This window comes from Chryseobacterium daecheongense (assembly GCF_003729955.1).
Taxonomy (GTDB): Bacteria; Bacteroidota; Bacteroidia; order Flavobacteriales; family Weeksellaceae; genus Chryseobacterium; species Chryseobacterium daecheongense.
The window spans coordinates 1,015,218-1,040,350 of the sequence record NZ_RJTX01000001.1 but is presented as its reverse complement, the minus strand read 5'-3'; the positions used below and the strand labels follow the sequence as shown (position 1 = coordinate 1,040,350).

24 protein-coding genes are annotated in these 25,133 nt (G+C 36.9%); 13 read left to right on the top strand and 11 right to left on the bottom strand.

Annotation, left to right across the window (positions count from 1 at the left end; genetic code table 11):
- Positions 1 to 27 precede the first annotated feature (27 nt).
- From metI to EGI05_RS04825, 3 genes are read right to left on the bottom strand one after another with little or no spacing between them, the layout of a single operon-like run.
- The gene (metI, locus tag EGI05_RS04835) at positions 28 to 684 is read right to left on the bottom strand and encodes a methionine ABC transporter permease MetI (RefSeq protein ID WP_123261918.1); all 657 of its coding nucleotides are present in this window, start codon (positions 682 to 684) and stop codon (positions 28 to 30) included.
- Positions 677 to 1,705: a methionine ABC transporter ATP-binding protein gene (locus tag EGI05_RS04830; protein WP_123261917.1), complete on the bottom strand. Its 1,029-nt coding sequence runs from the start codon at positions 1,703 to 1,705 to the stop codon at positions 677 to 679. Before EGI05_RS04830 ends, metI begins: the two co-directional genes overlap by 8 nt.
- 13 nt (positions 1,706 to 1,718) lie before the next feature.
- On the bottom strand, positions 1,719 to 2,720 hold the full coding sequence (locus EGI05_RS04825; protein WP_123261916.1) for an EamA family transporter: 1,002 nt from the start codon (positions 2,718 to 2,720) through the stop codon (positions 1,719 to 1,721).
- A gap of 425 nt (positions 2,721 to 3,145) precedes the next feature.
- On the opposite strand from EGI05_RS04825, the gene EGI05_RS04820 reads away from it, so the two are divergent.
- Complete coding sequence (locus EGI05_RS04820; RefSeq protein ID WP_123261915.1) at positions 3,146 to 5,266, top strand: type IA DNA topoisomerase; 2,121 nt, start codon at positions 3,146 to 3,148, stop codon at positions 5,264 to 5,266.
- 57 nt (positions 5,267 to 5,323) lie between these two features.
- Here EGI05_RS04820 and EGI05_RS04815 read toward each other — a convergent pair whose 3' ends face one another.
- Both EGI05_RS04815 and EGI05_RS04810 read right to left on the bottom strand, forming a co-directional pair.
- Complete coding sequence (locus EGI05_RS04815) at positions 5,324 to 6,484, bottom strand: FAD-dependent oxidoreductase (protein ID WP_123261914.1); 1,161 nt, start codon at positions 6,482 to 6,484, stop codon at positions 5,324 to 5,326.
- A gap of 24 nt (positions 6,485 to 6,508) precedes the next feature.
- Positions 6,509 to 7,261, bottom strand: coding sequence for a helix-turn-helix domain-containing protein (locus EGI05_RS04810; RefSeq protein ID WP_123261913.1), 753 nt, complete (start codon positions 7,259 to 7,261; stop codon positions 6,509 to 6,511).
- A gap of 104 nt (positions 7,262 to 7,365) precedes the next feature.
- On the opposite strand from EGI05_RS04810, the gene EGI05_RS04805 reads away from it, so the two are divergent.
- The 4 genes from EGI05_RS04805 to EGI05_RS04790 all read left to right on the top strand — a co-directional run bounded on the left by EGI05_RS04805 (position 7,366) and on the right by EGI05_RS04790 (position 11,011).
- A complete protein-coding gene (locus EGI05_RS04805; RefSeq protein WP_123261912.1) occupies positions 7,366 to 7,788 on the top strand; it encodes a PaaI family thioesterase in 423 nt (140 codons plus the stop codon).
- Between the two features lie 78 nt (positions 7,789 to 7,866).
- Positions 7,867 to 8,211, top strand: coding sequence for a phage holin family protein (locus EGI05_RS04800; protein WP_123261911.1), 345 nt, complete (start codon positions 7,867 to 7,869; stop codon positions 8,209 to 8,211).
- A 201-nt stretch (positions 8,212 to 8,412) separates the two neighbouring features.
- Complete coding sequence (locus EGI05_RS04795) at positions 8,413 to 10,407, top strand: S9 family peptidase (protein WP_123261910.1); 1,995 nt, start codon at positions 8,413 to 8,415, stop codon at positions 10,405 to 10,407.
- A 115-nt stretch (positions 10,408 to 10,522) separates the two neighbouring features.
- The gene (locus EGI05_RS04790) at positions 10,523 to 11,011 is read left to right on the top strand and encodes a DNA-deoxyinosine glycosylase (protein ID WP_123261909.1); all 489 of its coding nucleotides are present in this window, start codon (positions 10,523 to 10,525) and stop codon (positions 11,009 to 11,011) included.
- Between the two features lie 118 nt (positions 11,012 to 11,129).
- On the opposite strand, the gene EGI05_RS04785 is transcribed toward EGI05_RS04790, so the two are convergent.
- Positions 11,130 to 11,822: an AIM24 family protein gene (locus tag EGI05_RS04785; RefSeq protein WP_123261908.1), complete on the bottom strand. Its 693-nt coding sequence runs from the start codon at positions 11,820 to 11,822 to the stop codon at positions 11,130 to 11,132.
- A gap of 179 nt (positions 11,823 to 12,001) precedes the next feature.
- On the opposite strand from EGI05_RS04785, the gene queA reads away from it, so the two are divergent.
- From queA to EGI05_RS04760, 5 genes are all read left to right on the top strand, one after another.
- Positions 12,002 to 13,051, top strand: a complete 1,050-nt coding sequence (gene queA / locus EGI05_RS04780) for a tRNA preQ1(34) S-adenosylmethionine ribosyltransferase-isomerase QueA (protein WP_123261907.1) — start codon at positions 12,002 to 12,004, stop codon at positions 13,049 to 13,051.
- Positions 13,052 to 13,121: 70 nt separating this feature from the next.
- The gene (gene rlmN, locus EGI05_RS04775) at positions 13,122 to 14,156 is read left to right on the top strand and encodes a 23S rRNA (adenine(2503)-C(2))-methyltransferase RlmN (RefSeq protein ID WP_123261906.1); all 1,035 of its coding nucleotides are present in this window, start codon (positions 13,122 to 13,124) and stop codon (positions 14,154 to 14,156) included.
- Positions 14,157 to 14,227: 71 nt separating this feature from the next.
- On the top strand, positions 14,228 to 15,142 hold the full coding sequence (locus tag EGI05_RS04770) for a sterol desaturase family protein (protein ID WP_123261905.1): 915 nt from the start codon (positions 14,228 to 14,230) through the stop codon (positions 15,140 to 15,142).
- Positions 15,143 to 15,224: 82 nt separating this feature from the next.
- Positions 15,225 to 16,103: a hypothetical protein gene (locus EGI05_RS04765; RefSeq protein WP_123261904.1), complete on the top strand. Its 879-nt coding sequence runs from the start codon at positions 15,225 to 15,227 to the stop codon at positions 16,101 to 16,103.
- Positions 16,104 to 16,180: 77 nt separating this feature from the next.
- Positions 16,181 to 17,158: a polyprenyl synthetase family protein gene (locus tag EGI05_RS04760; RefSeq protein ID WP_123261903.1), complete on the top strand. Its 978-nt coding sequence runs from the start codon at positions 16,181 to 16,183 to the stop codon at positions 17,156 to 17,158.
- A 74-nt stretch (positions 17,159 to 17,232) separates the two neighbouring features.
- Here EGI05_RS04760 and EGI05_RS04755 read toward each other — a convergent pair whose 3' ends face one another.
- The gene (locus EGI05_RS04755) at positions 17,233 to 18,021 is read right to left on the bottom strand and encodes a hypothetical protein (RefSeq protein WP_134197365.1); all 789 of its coding nucleotides are present in this window, start codon (positions 18,019 to 18,021) and stop codon (positions 17,233 to 17,235) included.
- A gap of 163 nt (positions 18,022 to 18,184) precedes the next feature.
- Positions 18,185 to 18,478, bottom strand: a complete 294-nt coding sequence (locus EGI05_RS04750; protein ID WP_123261901.1) for a hypothetical protein — start codon at positions 18,476 to 18,478, stop codon at positions 18,185 to 18,187.
- 137 nt (positions 18,479 to 18,615) lie between these two features.
- Here EGI05_RS04750 and EGI05_RS04745 point away from each other — a divergent pair, with 137 nt between their 5' ends.
- On the top strand, positions 18,616 to 21,048 hold the full coding sequence (locus EGI05_RS04745; protein ID WP_123261900.1) for an alpha-ketoacid dehydrogenase subunit alpha/beta: 2,433 nt from the start codon (positions 18,616 to 18,618) through the stop codon (positions 21,046 to 21,048).
- A 50-nt stretch (positions 21,049 to 21,098) separates the two neighbouring features.
- On the opposite strand, the gene EGI05_RS17945 is transcribed toward EGI05_RS04745, so the two are convergent.
- A complete protein-coding gene (locus EGI05_RS17945; RefSeq protein ID WP_166668309.1) occupies positions 21,099 to 21,260 on the bottom strand; it encodes a hypothetical protein in 162 nt (53 codons plus the stop codon).
- Between the two features lie 189 nt (positions 21,261 to 21,449).
- Here EGI05_RS17945 and EGI05_RS04740 point away from each other — a divergent pair, with 189 nt between their 5' ends.
- Entirely contained in the window at positions 21,450 to 21,908 is a 459-nt protein-coding gene (locus EGI05_RS04740) for a DUF2750 domain-containing protein (RefSeq protein WP_123261899.1), read from the top strand.
- Positions 21,909 to 21,916: 8 nt separating this feature from the next.
- Here the strand turns inward: EGI05_RS04740 and EGI05_RS04735 are convergent, their stop codons facing one another.
- Positions 21,917 to 22,300, bottom strand: a complete 384-nt coding sequence (locus EGI05_RS04735) for a winged helix-turn-helix transcriptional regulator (protein WP_123261898.1) — start codon at positions 22,298 to 22,300, stop codon at positions 21,917 to 21,919.
- Between the two features lie 168 nt (positions 22,301 to 22,468).
- Between EGI05_RS04735 and EGI05_RS04730 the strand changes: the two genes are divergently transcribed.
- Complete coding sequence (locus EGI05_RS04730) at positions 22,469 to 23,530, top strand: NADH:flavin oxidoreductase (protein WP_123261897.1); 1,062 nt, start codon at positions 22,469 to 22,471, stop codon at positions 23,528 to 23,530.
- Between the two features lie 190 nt (positions 23,531 to 23,720).
- Here the strand turns inward: EGI05_RS04730 and EGI05_RS04725 are convergent, their stop codons facing one another.
- Positions 23,721 to 24,908, bottom strand: coding sequence for a C1 family peptidase (locus EGI05_RS04725; protein WP_394337973.1), 1,188 nt, complete (start codon positions 24,906 to 24,908; stop codon positions 23,721 to 23,723).
- Positions 24,909 to 25,133: the final 225 nt, after the last annotated feature.

The window sequence follows — 25,133 nt, the reverse complement described above, 5'->3', positions numbered from 1 at the left end:
CTGCTTTTTACAGTTTTGCGGTTTTACTTATCTGTGATCAAATCTTTTGGCCAGTCTATCCCCAGAGAATTGAATGATGAAAACCAGAGTTACCAGTAAAATCAGAACCAGGTTCATGATAACTGCATCATACCCGATGTATCCGTATTGATACCCGATTTGTCCCAATCCACCCGCTCCGACAGCTCCACCCATTGCAGAATAACCAACTAGTGTGATCAGCGTGATGGTTGCATTATTGATGAGTGAAGGAAGTGCCTCCGGAAGCAAAACTTTGTTAATGATCTGAAAAGGAGAAGCTCCTAAAGCTCTCGCTGTTTCAATCAATCCGTGAGGAACTTCCAGCAAACTGTTTTCAACCAGCCTTGCAATGAAAGGAGCAGCACCAATGCTTAATGGCACCAAAGCCGCATTCACTCCAATGGAAGTTCCCACTAAAGTCCTTGTAAACGGGATCATCCAAACGATCAGAATAATAAAAGGAATAGAACGGAAAATATTCACTAAGACCGATAAAGTCTTATTATAGTAAGCATTTTCCAGAAGCTGCCCTTTCTTTGTGAGAAAAAGTAAAATACCAACGGGTAACCCTAAAACAAATCCAAAAAATCCCGAAACAAAAGTCATATAAACCGTTTCCCAAACTCCTTTCGACAAAAGCGAAATTACCGTATCACTAAGCATATCCTCTTACTGTATTTTGAATGTTGTTCTGGTTGAAATAATAGATCGCTTTCTGATTTTCTTCGGTTTTTCCCTGTAGCTGTAATAAAAGCTTCCCGAAGTTGGAATTTCCAAGATATTCCACATCGGCTTTCAGCAGTTTGTATGGGATCTTGTATTCTTCATAAATGGTGGAAAGAAGCTCTTCAACACTTACTTTTTCATTGAGCTCTATTTCAACAAGCGGAAATAGTCCTTCCTGTGGCTCTTTTTGTATTTTTTTATTCAATTCCTGAGGTATAGTCATGATGTCTGTATTTATAAATTGTCTGATGACAGGGTTTTCCTTATCCGAAATAATCTCACTTAGCGTTCCTTTGGCAATGAGTTTTCCTTTATCAATTACTGCTACGTGGTTACAAATGGCTTTGATGACTTCCATTTCGTGGGTGATCAGCAGAATGGTGATTCCCAACCGTTGATTGATATCCCTTAACAACTGCAAAATCGACTGTGTTGTTGCGGGATCAAGTGCACTCGTCGCTTCATCACAAAGCAGGAGATAAGGATCATTGGCTAATGCCCTTGCAATGGCAACTCTCTGTTTCTGTCCTCCCGAAAGGCTTTTGGGATAATCATGGGCTTTATCTTCTAAACCCACAATCTTTAAAAGCTCATTGACTTTCCCCCTGATCTGATCTTTATTAACGTGATCGAGTTCCAAAGGAAGAGCCACATTTTCAAAAACTGTTCTGGAAGAAAGCAGATTGAAATGCTGGAAAATCATTCCGATTTTTTTACGTTCTTTGGCCAGCTGCTTTGGACTTAGCCGGGTAAAATCTTGATCATTGATGATAACCTGTCCCTGATCAGGTTTTTCCAGCAGATTAACCGTTCGTATTAAGGTGCTTTTCCCCGCACCTGAAAATCCGATAATTCCTACAATGTCTCCCTGATCCACATTCAGACTTACATTGTCAAGCGCTTTGAATGACTGCTTTTTCTGATGAAATGTTTTTGAAATATTTTTAATCTCTATCATAATCTTGATTACATTATATAGCTTGATAAGGTTTATTGATTTTATTGAAATGTCTTACCACTCTTCTTATCTTTACTTTAGACCGTTTGGAAAGTCTTACATATTTGGTAACATTCGTGAGGAGTACCCCAATTAAGATGATGGATAATCCATACAACTGATTTCCGTTGATCGTTTGATTCGCAATGATCCAGCCTGCAATGACGGTTACAATCGGGTTAATATAAGTATGCGTACTCACCAATGCTGCCGGTTTTACGGATAACAGCCATATATAAGACAAATAGGCTATAATGGATCCGAATACAACCAGGAACAACAATCCTGACCATGCAGGCAACGGAACTTTTGTGATGGAAAAGCCAGTCCATTCATTGCGGAAAGCTGCAATAGTAAAAGAAGCTATACCTGCAACGATGAGCTGTTGGGCAATATTCATGAATGTTGAATGATTCGCCGGATTTTTCTTAGAATATAAAGAACCCAGAACCCATGCAACAGAACTTAACGCCAATACAATGAATGCCGTTATTCTTAATGTACTGTTAGTTGTTGTTATAGGGGAGTGTGAACTGATGCTTCCATTCAGGAATAAGATCAATCCGATAAAACCGATCACAAGTCCAATTGGAATGAATTTGTCTGAGAAATAATATTTCCAGTTCTTTTTATCGATGGCAATGAACCAGAAAGGTCCTGTTGCAATTGCAATTGCGGCTTCAGAAGCGGTTACATATTGTTCACCCCATGCAACAAGCCCGGTTCCTCCGGTAAGAATGAGGATTCCTGTGATACCGTTCTTTTTCCAGTTGGCGAAAGAATTTGCTTTTTCTCTCTTCTTAAACAGCAGATAGCCTAGTATCAATATTCCCGCAGTAAAAAACCGAAATCCGGAAAGAATAAAAGGAGGAAAACCTTTTAACCCGAAGGAGATGGCAAGGAAAGTAATTCCCCAGATCACGTATATGTTGGTAAATGCTACAGGTATCAACCATTTATTTTTTGAAGTATTCATTGCTGTATTTTTTTAATGTTGTGTAATAAAAAAGGCTCTACAACGTGGTAGAGCCTTGAAAATATGTCATAAAAGTAAGGTTAACCACAAAAATATCCGTGCATAGACATGCTGCAATACATCATCATTGTCATGTTGATGTGTCTCTTAGTGCATTTATTTATATTTACAGATATGGCTTTCATTATTTTGTTTCCTGAATACGGTTGCAAATATAGAACATATATTTTTATTAGTCCACTAAAAACATAGACTTTTTAAAATGTTAATAAAAAATTAATGTGTAAATATTTGATTTTCAGTATTTTTATTTTTCATGTTGTATTGAAATACATTTTGTATACCAAATTATTTTAAATATTTCCTCTCGAAAAAGTCAAAAAAAATCCCGAATTTTGCTCCCCTTTCCATAACGACGAACATTCATGAAGCTTTGTATTGCCGAAAAACCCAGTGTTGCCAGAGATATTGCCAAAGTGTTGGGCGCTACCACGCCTAAGCAAGGCTATATGGAAGGAAACGGCTATTGTGTGACATGGACGTTCGGCCATCTTTGTACGCTAAAAGAACCCCACGATTATGGTCCGGAATTGAAATCCTGGAGCTTAATTTTTCTCCCGATCATTCCTAAAAATTTTGGTATCAAGCTCATCCCAAATAAAGGAGTGGAAAACCAGTTTAGGGTAATAGAGAGGTTGGTGGAGGAATGTGATGAGGTCATTAACTGCGGGGATGCCGGACAGGAAGGGGAACTGATCCAAAGATGGGTATTGCAGAAAGCAAAATGCAATAAACCCGTTCATCGTTTATGGATTTCCTCCCTTACGGAAGAAGCTATTAAAGAGGGTTTTGCCAGCTTAAAACCCGCCGAAGATTATAAAAATCTTTACTTAGCAGGAAATGCGAGAGCGATAGGAGACTGGTTGTTGGGGATTAATGCAACAAGATTATTTACCAAAAAGTTTGGGGGTAATAAAGCCGTCTTATCCATCGGAAGAGTACAGACGCCTACTTTGGCGATGTTGGTTCAGCGTCAAAAGGAAATTGACAGTTTCACGGTGGAAGAATACTGGGAATTGAAAACAAAATATCGTGATGTAATTTTCAATGCGGCAATTGACCGATTGAAAACGCTGGATCGGGCAGAAAAAGGACTGGAATACCTTAAACAAAATCCATTTGAGATTGTTTCTTTCGAAATTAAAGAAGGAAAAGAAAAAAATCCGAGACTATTTGATTTGACGGGACTTCAGGTGGAAGCCAACAAAAAATACGGATATTCTGCAGAGAATACCTTAAACTATATTCAAAGTCTTTACGAAAAAAAGCACGTTACCTATCCTCGTGTTGATACAACCTACTTATCCGAAAGCCTTTATCCGAAGGTGGGAGGAATTTTGAGAAGCATGACGTTTTACCAGGAATTGATAACACCATTACTGGAACAGCCTATTCCTAAGTCAAAAGCCGTTTTCGATGATTCCAAGGTGACGGATCACCACGCCATTATTCCAACGGAAATTCCGCCATCAAGAAACCTGAGCAAAGAAGAAAAGCTGATCTATGATCTTGTTGCCAAACGTTTCATTTCCGTTTTCTATCCGGAATGTAAAATCTCCAATACTTTAGTAGAGGCAAAAGTAGGGACCATTCCATTTAAAACCAGTGGAAAACAGATCCTGGAACCGGGATGGAGAGTGGTATATTCAAAAGACGCCAAAGAAGAACCGCAAGATAAAGACAAAGATAAAGAAGAAGAACAAACCATTCCTGAATTCACCGTAGGAGAGACGGGACCACATGAACCCATGATCCACCAGGGAAAAACTTCGCCGCCGAAACCTTACACGGAAGCAACCCTTCTGAGAGCGATGGAAACCGCAGGAAGACAGGTAGAAGATGAGGAGCTCAGGGAATTATTGAAAAACAACGGCATCGGAAGACCTTCAACACGTGCGAATATCATTGAAACTCTTTTCAAACGGAAATATATTGAGAAGAAGAGGAAAAATCTCTATGCTACCCAAACCGGAATTCAGCTGATCGATACTATTGAAGATGAACTCTTGAAAAGCCCTGAACTAACGGGAGAATGGGAATCCAAGCTTCGTAAGATCGAAAAAGGAGAGTATGAAGCCAACCAGTTCAAAGAAGAACTGATCCAAATGGTAACGGAACTTACCCGTAAAGTAGTGGACGGAAAAGGAAAAGTAATCACCTTGCAGGAAGAACCTGAAGTAAAAGAAAAGAAAAAGAAAGAGCCAGCTCCCAAAAAAGAGCTTCAGTCCTGGGAAGAAATAAAATGTCCGAAATGTAAAGAACATCATTTAATGAAAGGAAAAACAGCCGTAGGATGTTCAGATTATAAAAACTGCAGCTTTAAAGTACCGTTTGAAACTTTTGGAAAGAAATTATCCGAAAAACAGCTTCTGGATCTTATTGTAAAAGGAAAAACTTCAAAGCTGAAAGGGTTTACAGCCCATCCTGATAATCTTACAGAAGGTATTTTATCTTTGAATGACATGTTCAATGTGATTCTTGCCTGATTAAAAAAATAACCATTAAGAACTTCTTAATGGTCATTATATCAACGATCAGCATTTTTAATGTCCGTTGAAGAAACTCAACATTTCTTGAAGAGAATTTTCAGAATGCATCAATTCTCCGTTTTCAAGCGATTCTTTTGCCGCAATTGAAGCTCTTTTGCGCATGTTGGTTTCGTAAACGGAAATGGCTTCCTGTAATGTTTTATATTGATTGGAAGTTAAACATTCACTTAACTCTAAAGCATCCAGCATTGCCATATTCGCACCTTCTCCTGCAAATGGAGGCATTACGTGCGCTGCATCACCAATCATGGTTATATTGGAATGGGCTTCCCAGTTTTGATCCAATGGAATACAATAAATAGGACGCGGAATAAAAGGGGTTTCAGCATTTTCAAATAATTCGAGCCAAATGATATTCCATTCGGGATACGTTGTCTTAAACCAGTTAATCACTTGGTTTTTGTCGGAATAATCCAATCTGTTTGATGTTGCCCAGTTTTCCTCAGCCGGAAAACTGGCATAAAAACCAATGTCGCCATTTCCTTTTTGCCCCATCAGCAGATTTTTTCTATTCCCGAAAGCCATTATTTTTCCGCCTTTCAGTAAATCATTAACTGATGGTGCATTTTCTTTTGCCTTTTGAATATTTCCTTCAAACATCGTTATACCAGAATAAAAAGCTTTATTATCCGTAATATAAGGGCGTATTTTAGAATTTGCTCCGTCACTTGCAATAATGATATCTGCATAAACTGATGCCCTATTTTTGAAATGCAGAAGCCAGCCATCATTTTCTTTTTCCATAGAAATAAAATGACTGTTCCAAACTATGGTTTCAGGCTGTAAAGACTCCAGTAAAATTTTTCGCAAAGTGCCACGATCAATTTCTGGCCGGAAATATTCATATCCGAAATGGTCTTCGGATTTGGTTTCATGATCACTGAAAAATATTTCTGCATTTTCATTCATGATCATTTTTTTATCGGCTCCCGGAAGATAGTTTTGTTTGAATTCTTCCAGTAAATCTGCCTTACGAATGGCAGCTAATCCGGAATTATCATGCAGATCGAGTGGGGATCCCTGAACTCTCGCATTTTTATCTAGATCTCTTTCATATACCTTTACGTTGGCGCCTTTCAATTGTAACAGCCTGGCTAATGTTAATCCGCCGGGACCACCACCCACAATGGCGATTGATTTATTGTCTATAAGCATAATTGTGAATTTTATGCTGCAAAATTACTTGGTGTGGTAGACTAAAAATTGTAAAAAACGGTCATTTTGATTTTTGAATAATTCTTTGGGAGAAACACCGGAAAGTTTTTTGATTTCTTTGATGAAATGAGACTGATCGGTAAAATTAAGCTGCGGAAAAAGTTTTCCGTCTTTGATATGGTGTAGCGAAGCCTGAAAACGAAGAATCTTGCAATAGGTTTTTAAGGAGATTCCTAATTGCTTGTTAAAATAGCGGTTGATCTGCCTCTCATTCCAGAATATTTTTTCAGAAAGCTCTTTGACGCTTATTTCTCCGTCGGTGGCAAAAATCAATTCAAATAATTGACGTTTTCGTTCATCAATTTCATCAGGCAAGAGTGAAATGATTTTTTGAGATGCTTTTTTACAGAATGCATCAAAATCATTTAAATCATCAACACTGAAATCCCAGAAATTATCGGGAAGTTCTTTTCCGCTGTCTATAAACTCTGCAATAGACTGGTTGAGAATGTATTCCAAAGCAAGAGGATTGAAGCTGATGGAAAAAAAAACAGAAATTTCACGTTTGGGCATTGGTTTCGGCTTTGTTTCCAGACCCATGAGAATAATTTGAAACTGATCATTGATGGTTTTATAGAAAAGTAAATCAATTCGCCCGTTTGGTATGATCACCCCTTCAGTAAAGGTGGCCAAATTTTGCAGTGAAGAATAACCGTACACGAAATCGGTAAGTGATTGATCCGGCCTGATGAATCGATATACTAAATCATTACTCATTATTTATTGTTGAGATAATTCCTGTTATACGAATTTACAGTTTCCTGATTTGAAAAATCAATATTTGCGGGTAAAAAAATTAAATTTGTATTCAAATTAAAATAATGACCCCGGAAAAAAAGAAACTCATCACAGACAGCTTCAACCGTTCTGAAACATTACAATTCTATAAAGCTGAACTTCTTGAAGTACAAACCGATTTTATTTCCATGAAGATCCCGAAAATGGATCTGATGACCAGAAAAGCGGGAATGTTCAACGGTGCGATGATCGCTTCTTTAGTGGATGTTTCTTCGGGATATGCTGCGGTGAGCCATTATGAGGAAGATTGTTATGTGGTTACTGTGGAATTGAAGGTCAACTATTTACGTCCTGCCATTGGTGATGCTTTGGTATCAAAATCTTATGTAATTAAAGGAGGAGCAAAGATCAGTGTGATCAGAACGGAAATTTATACGGTTGATGAATATAACACATCTGAAAGCCATGTCGCGACGTCATTAGTTACCATGATGAAAATAAAATAACGAATAAACAGAAATGGCAATTTCAGCTATTGGAATAGCTTTTGTACAATATCACTGGAAACATTAAAAAAATCAACTATGAACATCATTATCCGGCTGCTTATCACCTCGATCGTAGCTTATCTTTTAACTAAAATATTACCGGGAGTCCATTTTGAAGGATTTAGTTCCGCTATTATTTTTGCTATTGTTTTAGGGTTGTTAAACCTTATTGTAAAACCTATTCTTAGTCTTTTGGGGCTTCCGCTTACCATTATTACATTAGGATTATTTGCATTGGTCATTAATGCCGTAATCATTTTAATGGCAGATTATTTTATAGACAGCATGGAAGTAGATGGTTTTGGATGGGCATTTATTTTCAGCATTGCGCTTTCAATTATTACTTCTCTGGTCAACTCTTTTGTTTCAGACAAAGATTAATCAGAGTTTATTATAACGAATAGAAATCGCCAGCTTTTTAGCTGGCGATTTTTTTATTTGATAATCTCAAATCCAACTTAAATGTTAATTTTTTCGTTCATTTTTATTTTAATAATTAACTTTGGCAATCTTTGAATTCAATAAGGATGTGAAGAACTCATCATGAGATTCTACAGATCCTTTAAAAAACGAACATTACATATGAAACTTAAGTACAGTCTGCTGGCTTTGGCAGCTCCGCTTTTAATGAATGCACAACAGTTAATGACGCCTGAAATTCTTTGGACTTTGAAAAAAGTGGGAGTACAGGCCGTTTCTCCGGATCAATCTTCTCTGATCTATAAAGTAGGACAGGTAGATTTAAAAACAGAAAAAACAAAAAACGAAAACTATTTTCTCAATATTCTCAGCAGCCAGTCTTCTAAAATAGATTTAGGTAAGAAAGCTCTTATTCAATGGGACAAGAATGGAATCTATGCCCAGGAAGGAGATAAAATTTATCTTTCTAAAGACAGTGGAAAAACCTGGACAGAGTTTTATACCATAGGAGAAGTAGACAATGTTGTGATTTCACCGGACGGTAAAAAGATTGCCTTCAGCAAGCAGGTTTTGGTTGAAAAATTAATGGGAAAAGATAAATACAATGATACACCGAAAACTACGGCTCAGATTTACACAGACCTGAATCACAGACACTGGGATTACTTCAATGAAGGGAAGTACAACCATGTATTTGTAGTGAATGTTTCAGATAAAGTGGAATCTGCAAAGGATTTACTGGATGGTAAAACCTGGGATTCTCCGCAAAGACCTTTCGGTGGAGCAGAAGATTTTATCTGGAGCCCGGATTCTGCACAGCTTTTATATGTAACTAAGCCGAAAAGCGGTAAAGAATATGCGACAAGCACCAATACTGATATTTTTGCATATGATTTAGCTTCGGGAACTACAAAGAATTTAACAGAATCTAATAAAGGATATGATGTTAATCCAAAATTCAGTCCGGATGGAAAATCTCTGGTTTGGCAAAGTATGGAAAGAGATGGATATGAAGCAGATAAAAATGATGTTAAATTATTAGATTGGAAATCAGGGAAAACGGTTAACCTTACCAAAGGTTGGGATGAAAGCGTAACCGGAGATGTATTCTGGAGCGGAGATTCCAAAATGGTATATTTTACAGCTGCATTCAAGGGAACAAAACAGCTTTTCTCCGTAGATCCTAAATCTTCAAAAGTTCAGCAGATTACCAAAGGAGATTTTGACGTGAATGAAATTTTTGCGGACAACAAAAACTCACTTGTAGTAGGTAGAACAGATATCAACCATGCTACGGAACTTTTCTCTGTCAGTCTTAAAAATGGAGAAATGAAGCAGGTTACCGAAGCTAATAAAGACACGTATGCTAAATTAGCTCAGGGAAAAACCGAGCTTAAAATGGTAAAAACAACGGATGGAAAAGAAATGGGGGTATGGTTCCATTATCCTCCTAACTTCGATCCTAATAAAAAATATCCAACCTTATTATATTGCCAGGGAGGTCCGCAATCAGGATTAACGCAATATTTCAGTACAAGATGGAACTTTGCCTTAATGGCGGCCAACGGATATATCGTTGTAGCCCCTAACCGCAGAGGAATGCCGGGCTGGGGAACGAAATGGAATGAAGATATTTCCAAAGATTGGGGCGGACAGCCGATGAAAGATTACTTAGCTGCTACAGACTATGCTAAAACATTACCTTATGTAGATGGAGACAGAATGGCTGCTGTAGGAGCGAGTTATGGCGGTTACAGTGTATTCATGCTGGCTGGAATCCATAACAACAGATTCAAGACTTTCATTGCGCACGATGGATTATTCGATATGAAATCCTGGTATCTGACCACAGAAGAACTTTGGTTTGCAAACTGGGATTTAGGTTCTCCATGGGAAAAACCTTTACCAAAAGCATATACAGATTTCAATCCAAGCAATTTTGTTAATCAATGGAACAAGCCAATTATGATCATTCAGGGAGGAATCGATTTCAGAGTTCCTTACGAACAGGGTCAGGAAGCTTTCCAGGCGGCAAAATTAAAAGGACTAAAAACAAAATTCTTATACTTCCCGAATGAAAACCACTGGGTACTTCATCCACAGAACGGATTGGTATGGCAGAGAGAGTTTTTTGAATGGTTAAAGGAAACTTTGTAACAGATTAAAAAATGATTCCGAATAAAATTGGATTTATTTTAAAAACACTAATAAGAGCGGGCTTTAGCCCGTTTTTTGTTTTTCATTATTCCGGACTTTACCAAAATTTATATATATGCAGAACAGGATTTCTTCGTTTCCACCTATCATTGATGATGCTTCCAAGATTTTAATTCTCGGCTCGATTCCGGGGGTGAAGTCACTGGAAAAACAACAATATTATGCCCATCCGCAGAATGCATTCTGGAAAATTATATTTGCTTTGTTTGAAGAAGAATTTACAGAGAATTATGCCGAAAGAATTCAAGTATTGAAAAAACATCATATCGCACTTTGGGATGTCATTGATTCCTGTGAAAGAAAAGGAAGTCTGGATTCCGAGATCAGGAATGAAGAAGCCAATCAGATTGCAGAGCTTTTAGACAAACACCCGAATATTCAGGCGATATTCTGCAATGGCGGAAAATCATATAAAAACCTACAGAAAATTTTAGGCAAAGACTTTAAAATTCCTATATTTTTACTTCCCTCAACGAGTCCGCTTCATACGGTTTCATTGGAGAAGAAATTGGAAGATTGGGAGAAAATCAGAAATTATATATAATAAAAAAGCAAAGACAACGTCTTTGCTTTTTTATTATTCAATTATCAATTATCAATTATCAATTATCAATTATCAATTATCAATTATCAATTATCAATTATCAATTATCAATTATCAATTATTTTTCAACAGCATAAACCTCCTCATAAGGCTGGATCAGCACCCATCCGGTTCCGGAAAATTTCATCTGGAATTCTTCACCGCTTCCTCTTCCTAGAAGACTTTTAAAAGACACATTCGTTTTCAGCTCTGGACTCAGATTTCCTGACCATGCAACGGTTGCGTTGGGATCGGTAAAAACAGGGCTGTCCGGAGTGACCATTAACGTTAAAGGATCTCCATGAGTGGTAATGGCAATATGCCCCGTTCCGGAAAGTCTTACCTGGAATAATCCGCCTGACATTACTCCGGCAATACTTTTCAGCATGGTAATATCACTTTTAATGCTTTGCTCATGAGCTAAAACATCATTTCCGTTCACGCAGACCGCTTCATTATTCAGGTAAAGAATACGGACTTTCTTCCCTGAATCTGCTACATACAATTTTCCGGTGCCTTCTGCTTTCATCAGTTTGGCTCCCTCTCCACTAATGGCTTTTTTTAAAAGGTTACCTAATCCTCCTGAAAGCATTCCCTGTCTTTCGAAATTGATGTTTCCGACATACCCGACCATACTTCCGGCTTTGGTCCATACAGACTGATTATTAAGATTGATCTCCAGAAGCTGAGGCTTTTCAAGTTCGAAATAGTCTCTTTCCTGCGGATTCTCTTTGGTTTCGTTCACGAACGCTTCTAATGAATATTTGCTCATAGGTGTACAATTTTGCTTCCAAAAATAAACTTTTTTTTGCTCGTAAAGTCACCGTATTATTACGGTTTTTGATATCATTTGAAATAAGACTTGACAAAGGGGTGTTGAATGTCGTATATTTGCACCGCGAAAATTACACCCTTGTAGCTTTCTTAATTTTTAAACCGTAATTTAAAAAAATGAAAACATCCGATTTTAATTTTGATCTTCCTGCTGAATTATTAGCAGAACATCCATCAGAACACAGAGACGAAGCAAGACTAATGGTTTTGGACAGAAAAACTCAAACAATTGAGCACAAACTGTTCAAAGATGTGGTAGACTATTTCGATGAAAAAGATCTGTTCATTTTCAATAATACTAAAGTTTTCCCTGCACGTCTTTATGGAAATAAAGAAAAAACAGGTGCTAAAATTGAAGTATTCCTTTTAAGAGAATTAGATAAAGAAACCCGTGTTTGGGATGTTTTGGTAGATCCTGCGAGAAAAATCAGAATTGGTAATAAATTATTCTTTACTGAAGACGAATCTTTAGTAGCTGAAGTTATTGATAATACTACATCCAGAGGAAGAACCTTAAGATTCTTATTTGATGGTTCTTATGAAGAATTCAGAGCCAAATTGAAAGAATTGGGAGAAACCCCGCTTCCGAAATATATCAAGAGAGCCGTAGAGCCTGAAGATGCTGAAAGATATCAGACAATCTATGCTAAAATAGAAGGAGCTGTAGCTGCACCTACTGCCGGATTACACTTCTCTAAGCATTTGATGAAGAGATTGGAGATCAAAGGAATTGATTTTGCCGAAATTACTCTTCACGTAGGATTGGGAACTTTCAACCCGATTGAAGTGGAAGATCTTTCTAAACATAAAATGGAATCTGAAGAAGTATTCATTGATGAGAAGAATGCTGAAATCATCAACAGAGCAGTGGAAGGTCACAGAAGAGTTTGTGCGGTTGGTACTACTACAATGAGAGCTTTGGAAACATCAGTTTCTTCTAATAAGAAAATCTCTGCATTCCACGGATGGACCAACAAGTTTATCTATCCGCCTCACGATTTTGGAGTGGCAAATTCTATGATCACGAACTTCCATACACCAAAATCTACATTGATTATGATGATTGCAGCATTTGCAGGAAGAGATTTCGTAATGCATGCCTATGAAGAAGCCGTAAAAGAAAAGTATAAATTCTACTCTTACGGTGATGCCATGCTAATTTTATAATAAAGATATAAGGTAAAAGGTTGCAGGTAATAATTCCTGCAACCTGTAACCTATCATCCTCAATCAACCTATGAAAGATATCAGAACTTTATCACTAGACCAGCTTAAAGACTACTTTGTGTCTTTAGGAGAAAAACCGTTTCGTGCGAAGCAGGTCTATGATTGGCTATGGAGTAAAAATCTCCATTCCATTGATGAAATGACGAATCTTTCGAAACAGCTTCGTGAAAGGATTGCTGAAGAATACACCATCAATCCCGTTTCCGTAGATCAGCTTCAAAAAAGCTCGGATGGGACTATCAAGAATGGAGTAAAGCTTCATGATGGATTAATGGTGGAATCTGTTCTTATTCCTACTGAAACAAGAACAACAGCCTGTGTTTCTTCCCAGGTTGGATGTTCTTTGAACTGCGAATTCTGTGCTACCGCAAGGCTCAAAAGAATGAGAAATCTTGAAGTGGCTGAAATCGTAGATCAGGTCGCTTTGATTGATAAGCAAAGTAAACTGTATTTCGACAGGCCCCTTTCCAATATCGTTTTTATGGGAATGGGAGAGCCGATGATGAATTACAAAAATGTGGTGGAAGCCATCAAAAAAATTACCCAGCCGGAAGGTTTGGGAATGTCTCCAAGAAGAATCACCGTTTCTACCTCCGGGATTCCTAAAATGATCAAAATGCTTGCTGATGATGAGCTGCGGGTGAAATTAGCTTTATCACTTCACTCCGCTATCGAATCCAAGCGTAATGAGATCATGCCTTTCTCTGATAAGTTCCCGTTAACGGACATTATGGAGGCACTTCAATACTGGTACCAGAAAACAGGTTCAGTGATCACTTTTGAATATTGTGTCTGGAAAGATATCAACGATAAAGATGAAGATATCAAAGCCTTGATCAAATATTGTAAGCAGGTTCCTTCTAAAGTTAATTTGATTCAATATAACCCGATCGGGGACGGAAAATATGACCAATGCAATAAGCAGGCAGAAGATAACTATGTCCGCCAGCTTGAAAATGCAGGAATTACCGTAATGATCCGAAAAAGCAGAGGGGGAGACATCGATGCTGCCTGTGGTCAGCTGGCCAATAAAACTGCTGATTAAAATTTCCTTAAAAACTCTAAAAAATACTCTTAAAAAAATCTTAAAATCCTACATTTGTATAAACTAATACAATGATGGATTATTTTCTTGGTGAAGATGGACTGGAAAATGTTTATACATGGGCAATTCCTTTACATGCCATCGTTATTTTTGCTGAAATGATTTACAGCCATTTTTCCGAAGCCAAATTGTATAACGGAAAAGATGTTGCAACAAGTATTTATCTTGCCTTGCTGAACTTTGGTTTGGATTTGGTGATGAAGGTTTTTGCAATGGGAGTAATGTTCTTCTTTTATAATCACCGCCTTTTCTCATGGGATTTCAATATTTGGTATTGGCTGATCTGCTTTGTGATCACGGATTTTGCTTATTATATTCTTCATTATGTAGATCATCATTCAAGAGCTTTTTGGGCCGTTCATATTACCCATCATAATTCTGAATATTTTAACCTGACGACGGGCTTCAGAAGTCCTGTTTTACAGCCTCTCTATAGATATTTGTACTTTTCTCCGTTGGCTTTTCTGGGCTTCAATCCGTGGCACATTATGGTTGTTTATGCATTAGGGCAGGTATATGGGACATGGGTACACACGCAGACCGTAAAAAGTATGGGGATTCTGGAATACATTCTGGTGACACCATCTCATCATCGTGTTCATCATGCTTGTAATATCAAATACTTGGACAGGAACATGGGAATGTGCCTGATCATTTGGGATAAGATCTTTGGAACTTTTGAAAAAGAGGATCCAAATGTTCCGGTTAAGTTCGGAATATATCCTAAAATGCCGGATAATAATCCTGATACGGTACTGCTATATGAGTGGAGAAAAATTTGGAAAGATATGAAGCAACCCGGACTTAAAATGTCAGATCGTCTAGGATATCTCTTCAATTCCCCGGGATGGAGACATGACGGAACCGGAAAAACAGTAAGGCAATATCAAAAAGAATATGCAGAAAAGCAAAAAAGATCAGCTTAAAAAATACAATCATAAAACGCACAAGAGGTGAAGAATCATTTTTTGACTTTTGTGATAAAATAATAAGCTCTATTTTTATGGCATGAAAAAGCTTCTTCTGTCTCTTATCATCATTGTTTCTCCATCTGTTTATTCTCAGCGGGTTGATTTTCTGAAAATAAGAAAATATAAAGTGGCCTTTCTTGATGAGCGGATCAAAGAAACTTCGGGATTGAATTTTTTTAATGGAAAACTGTATACGTTCAATGATAGCGGAAACCAGCCTGAACTTTTTTCAATAGACAAATCTTCAGGGAATATAGTGGATGTTTTGAAAATTAATGCAGAAAATAAAGACTGGGAAGCGTTAACCAATGATGGAACCCATTTTTATATTGGAGATTTCGGAAACAATGCCGGAACAAGAAAAGATCTGAAAATATATCAGATTCCTTTTCAGGAGGATAAGACAAAAAATGATGAAGTAAGAGCCATTTCTTTTTATTATCCTGAACAGACAGATTTCGTCTCTAAAAATATGGATACTAATTTCGATGCGGAAGCTTTGATCTATTTGAACGGAAAACTTCATCTATTTACTAAAGAATGGTCTTCAAGATCTACCACTCATTATATCATTGATCCTGAAATTTCGGAAAATCAAAAAGCCGAAAAAATAGAATCTTATAAAATAGATTTTGTAGTAACCGATGCTTCTTATTTCGATAAAAAACTTTACCTGATAGGGTATACTAAAAAAACAGAAGTCTTTTTGGATATTTTTAACGAAACCGAACCAGGAATTTTCTTTAAAGAGCCACCGGTACATTATTATTTGGGAAGCTCTTTATCTATCGGACAAATTGAAGGGATTGCAGTGAACGAAGACGGGCTCTATATTTCCGGTGAAAAATTCAACTCCCCTTTAGGTGGTGCAAAGCAAAGTTTTTATTTTATTCCAAAAGAAAAGCTCAAACATTGAAATTTCTCTTAAAATTGCCTGAAAAAAATTATCTTTGTGAGAATTAATAATCATTTACCTATTATCATTCACAGATTGTGGCGAATATTGTAGAAGAAATCAAACAACCGATCAACGAGGAAATGAAACTTTTTGAACAGAAGTTTTATGAATCCATGCAGAGTAAAGTCCCTTTACTGGATAAAGTTACCCGCTTTATTGTGACGACTAAAGGAAAACAGATGCGTCCTATGTTTGTATTTCTTTGTGCTAAGCTGATAGGTAACGTCAATGAAAAAACTTATCGTGGAGCTTCCATGATAGAACTGATTCATACTGCTACGTTAGTACATGACGATGTAGTGGACGAAAGCTTTAAAAGGCGTAATTTTTTCTCTATTAATGCTTTATGGAAAAATAAAATTGCCGTTTTGGTAGGGGATTATCTTTTATCAAAATCCGTTTTGCTGTCTACCGATCATAAAGATTATGATTTATTAAGCGTTATTTCCAGGACTATCCGTGAAATGTCTGAAGGAGAGCTTTTACAATTGGAAAAAGCCAGAAAGCTGGATATTACAGAAGAAGTATATTATGAAATCATCCGTCAGAAAACTGCTACCTTAATTGCTGCCTGTTGTGAGATCGGTGTCCTTTCAAATAATGCCGATGAAAAGCTGGCTAAAAAAATGCAGGATTTCGGTACCTATACCGGAATGGCATTTCAAATTAAAGATGATTTATTCGATTATTTAAGTTCCAATGTGATCGGAAAACCGGTAGGAATTGATATTAAGGAGCAAAAAATGACGCTGCCTTTGATTTATACCTTGAAAACGGCTGATGAAAAGAACAGGAAATATTATTTTAATACCATAAAACGATATAACAATGATCAGAAAAGAGTAAAAGAGCTGATCAATTTTGTAAAAAGCTCTGGAGGTCTCGATTATGCGATCAAAGTGATGAAAGATTTCCAACAGAAAGCTAAAGATATCCTGAATGAATTCCCGGATTCTGACGCTAAAAAATCTTTGCACAGTATGCTGGATTATGTTATTGAAAGAAAATTTTAAGATAAGAAATATTCAAATAAAAAGGCTTCGGCGCACCTTTGGTGCGCCGAAGCCTTTTATCTTTTCCAGTTATATTATATTTTCTGAACCGTTACGTTGGTCACGTTTCCATTTCCGGTAGGTCCCATCTCTGTGGATAAAACTGTGCAAGCCTCATTAGGTGCTGCTGTAAAACGGATCTGATACCCTGCTGTAGGAACAACGATTACCGTAGTATAGTTCATAAGTTCACCAATTCTTGTGGAAGCCGTTAGAGCAGGTGTTGTAGCACCGGCATAATGACTTCCTCTTCCTAAGTAATTGCTGTCCGGAACAGGTCTGATACCTAAAAGCAGCTGTGCTCCTGCTGAAATATCAGCAAAACTTGCCTGTAGGGTAACCAGATAGTTGCCTGCCTGATTGAACGTAAGAACCCCTGTAGAGGTATTATAAGAATAGAATGGTGACGTTGCTACCGGATTGGCAAACAATAATGTAACAATGGAAGCTGCAGAACCAATATTCTGGTCAGCTGCCAAACGTGCATGGAATAAGGAATAGGCTGTAAAATCTATGGTCTTCAGTACACCATTCGCATCGGCAACGACTACTCTGTCTGTTCCACCTACCCCGACATTGGAGTTAATGTTTCGGACACGTAAATTTCCTGAACTCACATCCAGTTTTTCTGTTGGAGCAGTTGTTCCTATACCTACTTGTCCGGTATTAGTTACGGAAAAATCATTGGTTTGTTGTGTAGTTGTTGGAGCTCCTGATGTTGGATTATCCTTTGCCCCATCAATGTGAAATGTAGTTTGAGGAGCGGAAGTATTAATACCTACTTGTGCAAAGTACAATGTGGAAAAGGCGAAAACCTTGACCATAATCAATATTTTTTTTCTCATCATTTGTGTTTTTAAATAATTTCAATAACAATTTTCAAATAGTATACCAAAAAACTGAAAATCAGGCGTTATCGATAAAAATCTACATTTGATGATTTGTAAATGATAATTGAATTTAGATTTCGATTTTGCAGTGCTAAATTTAAATTATTTTTACTGTTACAATGATAACAGCTAGAACTATGCAAAATAATGCCACTAAAAATAAATAATCCGCAATAGTCTCAAATTTATCTTCACGTTTTTCATTTTGGGATCGTATCGCAAGAAATGAAAAGAAGCAGCTGCAGGCAAAAAGCAGGCAAGAGATTCCTGCAAATTCATCCAAATACGTACTGCCACTTATTTTAGTGATTTTTAAAGAGGTGATAATGATCAGTGAAAATCCTAAGAGATTACTGGAAGCATTCAGAATATGAGGGGATTTCTTTTCCATCTTTTACAATTTTTTTCAAAGTAAAACACAATTTTTTTTATTATCAAATTTTTAAAAAAGATTATTAAAAATTAAAATTAATTTAAAAAGTGTATATTAGCAAAATACTTCAAGAACATAAAATTTTATATTTGGCTATGCAGACAACTTATATTGAAACACAGCAAATTTCCTTTCAAGACTTTAAAAATCAAATACTTGAAGACTATAGGCTAGGGAGAATTTCCCGCGAGATGTCTTATCTGGGAAGAAGAGAAGTTCTTACCGGAAAAGCTAAATTCGGAATTTTTGGAGATGGTAAAGAGCTTCCTCAGCTGGCCATGGCAAAAGTTTTCAGAAATGGAGATTTCCGTTCAGGATATTACAGAGACCAGACTTTTGCATTGGCGGTAGATGCGCTGACGGTGGAAAGTTTCTTTGCCCAATTATATGCAGATACCAATGTAGAAAGAGAGCCTGCTTCTGCCGGAAGACAGATGAACGGGCATTTTGCAACAAGAAGTTTGAACGAAGACGGAAGTTGGAAAGATCTGACTGCTCAGAAGAATATCTCTTCTGATATTTCTCCTACTGCAGGTCAGATGCCAAGATTATTAGGATTAGCTCAGGCTTCCAAAATATATAAAAGTGTACAATTTGAAGGTTCTGAAAAATTCTCAAAAGGAGGAAATGAAATCGCCTTCGGAACTATTGGTGATGCATCTACAGCAGAAGGTCACTTCTGGGAAACATTGAATGCGGCATGTGCGCTTCAGGTTCCTATGATCGTTTCCATCTGGGATGATGGGTACGGAATTTCTGTTCCTACCAGAAATCAAAGAGCCAAAGCGGATATTTCTGAAATGCTGAGTGGTTTCCAAAGAAAAGAAGGAGAAAACCAGGGATGTGAAATCATTCAGGTAAAAGCTTGGGATTATGCTGCTTTATTGGATGCCTATGCAAGAGCCGAACACTTTGCAAGAACAGAAAGTGTTCCTGTGGTGGTTCACGTCATAGAAGTTACACAACCTCAAGGTCACTCTACATCAGGCTCACACGAAAGATATAAAAATGAAGAGCGTCTTTCCTGGGAGGCTGAGTTTGATGGATTGATTAAATTCAGAGAATGGATTTTGAACTATTCCATTGAAATCGAAGGAAAAGAAGAAATTATTGCTACTACCGAAGAGTTGGATGCTATTGATGATGAGGCCAAAAAAATAGTGAAAGCCGGGCAAAAAGTAGCTTGGGAAAGCTATCAGAAAACGATTACAGACTTAACTCAGTCAATTGTACCTTTAGTGGAAAACCTTAAAGGGCAAAATGCTGAAATTGAAAACTATATTACCCAGTTTAACAAACTGGTTTCAAAAGCTAAAAAAGATGTCTTCCATTTAGTAAGGAAGGCTTTATTGGCAACAAGAGGAACCAACTCTGCAGAAAGAAATCAATTGATGCAGAAATACCACGAAGTTTTTGAAATTGAAAAAGACAATTATTCTTCCCACTTATATTCCCAGTCTCAATGGAAAGCTACCAACGTAGCGGAAGTTAAGCCTGTTTACTCTGAGGATTCAGAAGAAGTGGACGGAAGGGTAGTGGTAAGAAACAACTTTGATAAAATATTCGAAAAATATCCTGAAACTTTAGTATTTGGTGAAGATGCCGGAAATATCGGTGACGTAAACCAGGGGTTGGAAGGAATGCAGGAAAAATACGGTGAACTTCGTGTTGCTGATACAGGAATCCGCGAAGCTACCATTCTCGGACAGGGAATTGGTATGGCCATGAGAGGTTTGAGACCAATCGCTGAAATCCAATATTTAGACTATATTCTATACTGTTTACAAGGAATGAGTGATGATCTGGCTACAGTTCAGTACAGAACAAAAGGAGGTCAGAAATCGCCGGTAATCATCAGAACAAGAGGTCACAGATTAGAAGGAATCTGGCATTCAGGTTCACCAATGGCCGGAATTCTTAACCTTTCAAAAGGAATCCTTGTTCTAGTACCAAGAAACCTTACCAAAGCGGCTGGATTCTATAACACTATGTTACAAGCAGACGAACCTGCTGTAATTGTTGAATGTCTGAATGGATACAGATTAAAAGAAAAACAACCGGATAACTTAGGAGAATTTACGGTTCCTGTCGGAAAGATTGAAGTGACAAAAGAAGGTAAGGATGTTACTTTAGTAACTTACGGTTCTACCTGGAGAATTGTAATGGAAGCAGCTAATGAATTAGAAAAACTAGGCATTTCTGCAGAAGTTATTGATATCCAGTCATTGATTCCTTTCGATTTATCCCATGAAATTGCTGAAAGCGTGAAGAAAACCAACAGATTGGTAGTGATAGACGAAGATGTGGAAGGAGGAACTTCAGCATTTATCCTACAGCAGATTGTTGAAAAACAAAAAGCATTCAGATATTTGGATTCAGATCCGTTAACGATTGCTGCGAATGATCACAGACCAGCATATGCAAGTGACGGAGATTACTTCAGCAAACCATCAGCGGATGATATGGTAGAAAAGATCTATGCGATGTTCAATGAAACGAATCCTCAGAAATATCCCGCGATATTTTAAATTGAGGAATAGAAATAAGAAACCGCTTTCTAAGAAAGCGGTTTTGTTTTTTAATCAGGGCATCCTACACTTATCGGGACACATCTCCAGTAACTTGGATAACCGTTTTTAGGTGGATAATAACATGCGATTTGATCTTCCGCACATTCCGGTGCCCCTCCGCCAATAATCATTTTTAGATCGGATTTTTGCAATTTTCTTAAATTTTTCATATTTTTCAAAGGATTGTGATTTATACAAATGTAATGTTTTTTTGAATATTATTAATAATATGAATCTGACTTTTTTGACTAGCGAAATTGTTGAAAGTCATATTCAATGAACCAATCTTTATTATATTGAAATAAGGATTTTTATCATGTTAAATAAATTTATATATTTAAATTTTAATAAAAAAACAAATGATACAAGACCATTTTACCTTAGTAAATCGGCATAAAGATTTCGTAAAAAAAGTTTCAACAAATGAAATAGTATATGCTTTAAAAGATCATGAAGGTTATGCAACATCTTCATCAAATAAAATAGAAGATGAAAATGGAGATGCTGTAGGGATTATTTGCTTTTGGTCAGATAAAGTCAGGGCAAAATCTTGTATAAAAAATGAATGGAGTGAATATGAAGTTGATGAGCTAGGTTTGGCAGAGTTTATTGAAAATTGGTGTGTTGGAATGAGCAATGATGGATTAATTGTAGGAACAAATTTTGATCAAAATTTATACGGTTATGAAATTGAACCTTTAGATTTAATTTTAGAAATAATAAACGAATTATATTCACAAAATAAACAAATTAAATTCAAAAAGTTTGATGGAATTAAAGACTTGGAAATGCAAGTTAAAAATATCTTTGAAAATTAAAAAAGCCATTACACAACAGCCTTTTCACTTTTTTTATCTAAAAGATTACAATCTTTTTCAGCATACAACTCTTTATTCTGATACTTCGCTTCCCACTCTTCCAGCATATATAAAATAGGTAAAAGAGCCAATCCCTTTTCTGTAAGAGAATATTCCACTCTTGGCGGGATCTCTTTAAATTCTTCACGAACAACTAATCCGTCCGTTTCCATTTCTCTTAACTGGTCGGTAAGAACTTTTCTCGAAATCACATTGATGCGTACTGCAAGTTCTCCGAAACGCAGTTTCCTGTCTTTGATCACAAGAGCAATGATAGGTTTCCATTTGCTTCCCAACGCAGACATCGCTTTTCCCAGTGGACAGCTATGCTTCATTAATTCATTCTTTTTCATAGGGTGATTTTTATTTTTTTCAAAGTCATACGGAATCAAGATTTCATCGTTACTTGAATGTTACTATTATAAGTTACTGCAAAGTTACCACTTTTTTTTAATCAAAAGATACAAAAATGAACTATTATTAGTTACTTTGCGTAACAATTATAAAAAATACAATCAAAAATGAGTACAGAATTGTTATTTACCCCCTTTCAATACAAGAATTTACAGCTTAAAAATAGAATCGTTATGGCTCCTATGACAAGAGCCCAATCTGATAATGGAGTACCTACTGAGAAAATAGCAGACTATTATGCAAGACGTGCTGCTTCGGAAGTAGGATTAATTCTTTCCGAAGGAACCGTTATCAACAGGCCGGCTTCCAAAAATATGCAGAACATTCCGGATTTCTATGGTACGGAAGCATTACAGGGCTGGAAAAATGTAATTGATGCTGTTCATCAGCATGGCGGAAAAATGGGGCCTCAGATCTGGCATGTAGGAGATACAAGAATGTCGGAAGATTATCCTTTGATTGATATGGAGAAAGCTTCCACCATGACGCTGGAAGATATCCAGGATACGATTGCTCAATTTGCTGCTTCTGCAAAATCTGCAAAAGATTTAGGATTTGACTGTATCGAAATTCATGGCGCTCACGGTTATCTGATCGATCAGTTTTTCTGGGAAGTAACCAACACAAGAACTGATGAATACGGAGGGAAAACGTTAAAAGAAAGAACCCGTTTTGCCGTAGACGTTGTGAAAGCAATAAGAGCAGCAGTAGGAGAGGATTTCACGATTATTATCCGTTTATCTCAATGGAAACAGCAGGATTATTCCAGCAGGCTGGCTGCAACCCCTGCAGAAATGGAGGATTGGTTATTACCATTAAAAGAAGCGGGAGTAGATATTTTCCATTGTTCACAAAGAAGATTCTGGGAACCGGAATTTGAAGGCTCTGATCTGAACTTTGCAGGCTGGGCCAAAAAAATCACAGGACAACCAACGATCACTGTAGGTTCAGTAGGTTTGAAAGGTGATTTCATGACAGCTTTTGCAGGACAAGGAACCGAAAAAACAGATCTTACAGAATTAATACGCAGACTTGAAAGAGAAGATTTTGATCTAGTAGCAGTAGGACGGGCTCTTTTACAGGATCATGAATGGGTGAAGAAAATAAAAGACGGAAATACAGAAAAGCTTTTAGATTTTTCAGCCGAAAGCATGGGCGTGCTATACTAAAGTCAATAGTGAATTGTCAATAAGTCAATTTGAATACAGATTCACAATAGACTTTCACAATCCACTTACTTATATTTTAAATTTTTTCCTATCATCTATTTAAACGAAACCCGCTTTCAGAATTTCTGAAAGCGGGTTTTTAACAGATTTAAATATCTAAAATTGTCAAATAAATGACAACAGTGATTTCTTATAAGCCAATATTCTTGGTAGGTTTCAACTGCTTCAAAATACTTTTTGGAATAGCATTTTTGTGAACCAGAATAGCTGTTGATTTATATTCAACATATGGTTTTGTCACGTAAAGGTAACCTTCAAAATCGTTGGTTACACCCCAGGAGTTTTTCACCATATAATATTCCTTACCTGACTGGTCTTTTGCCAATCCTACGATGTGCATTCCATGATCATCCGTGGTTGAAAGATTATTAAGCGCTGCCTGACGCATATCTTCAGAGATTGCTTTATCTTTTTTAGGCTCGGTGAATAATTCTTTCTTTACCTCCGGAGTAATTTGATTCAGATCAACATCGGGAACATACGCCACTCCATTTTTATAAGAGAAATAAGGTTCTGAAACGTCGGTTGCCCAACCAATGGAATATCCTTTGTTGATGGCATTATCAATAATGGCAGTCATATCCTTCATCGGAACATTCCAGTCAGAATCATGGCTCCAGTTATCAGGGATAGGAACTACAAATTTCTGATAGTACGGGTAATCTTTATAGGAAGACAATTCTACATAATCTTCAGGATTGATTCCCACCACTTCCTTAGCGAATGTTTTGGGTGTGTAAGATTTCCCTTCATAGGTAAAGTTAGCAGGAACTTTTCCAAGATAGTCATCTAAAATTGCATCTACGGAAGCCATCCAGTTATCAGTAAGCTTACCCTTTTGAGAAGCCTGAACCAGGCTGTCTAAAACCGGTTTCAGCTTATCCTGCATTTCTTTGAAATTATTAAGAGTCTGTCCGTCTTTTAAACCCGTATAAGCATCCTGAGGAACAGCACCGTACTTTTTGTACATATTGATTACATCATGCAGTTCACCACCATCTCCCCAGTTGATCGCTCCATTGTTCAAAACATATAATTTGGCTTTGTCATGATAAGAATTTCTGGCAGTAAAAATTTCAGCAAGATCTACAGGTTTTTTACCCATACGCTGCATTTCAGATTCCAGGAATGAATTCCCGGAATAGCTCCAGCATGTTCCTGATGAACCCTGATTCTTTACCGAAGTAGCGCCAAGATCCTTTACTGTTGTGAACTTAAAATTAGCATTTTGAGACTGATTGTTTTTTAACTTGTTGATCAGGTCATCCTGAGCAAACATCATACTTCCTGCTGATAGAACAGAAAATAATAATGCCATTTTTTTATTTTTCATTGCCATTAAAATTATATCTGAAATAGTCGGTACTATTAAGGATTTGTTACATTTTGAAACATTACACCTCAAAATTTTTCTGTAAAAAATGATAAAAAGCATACACCTTTTTCAATTTCTGCATCTATACTATAAAGGTTAATCTTTCTTATGAAAGTGTTTTTAAATGTTTGATCCTAAGTGATTTATTTTTTTGGTGGTGTGAGTAAT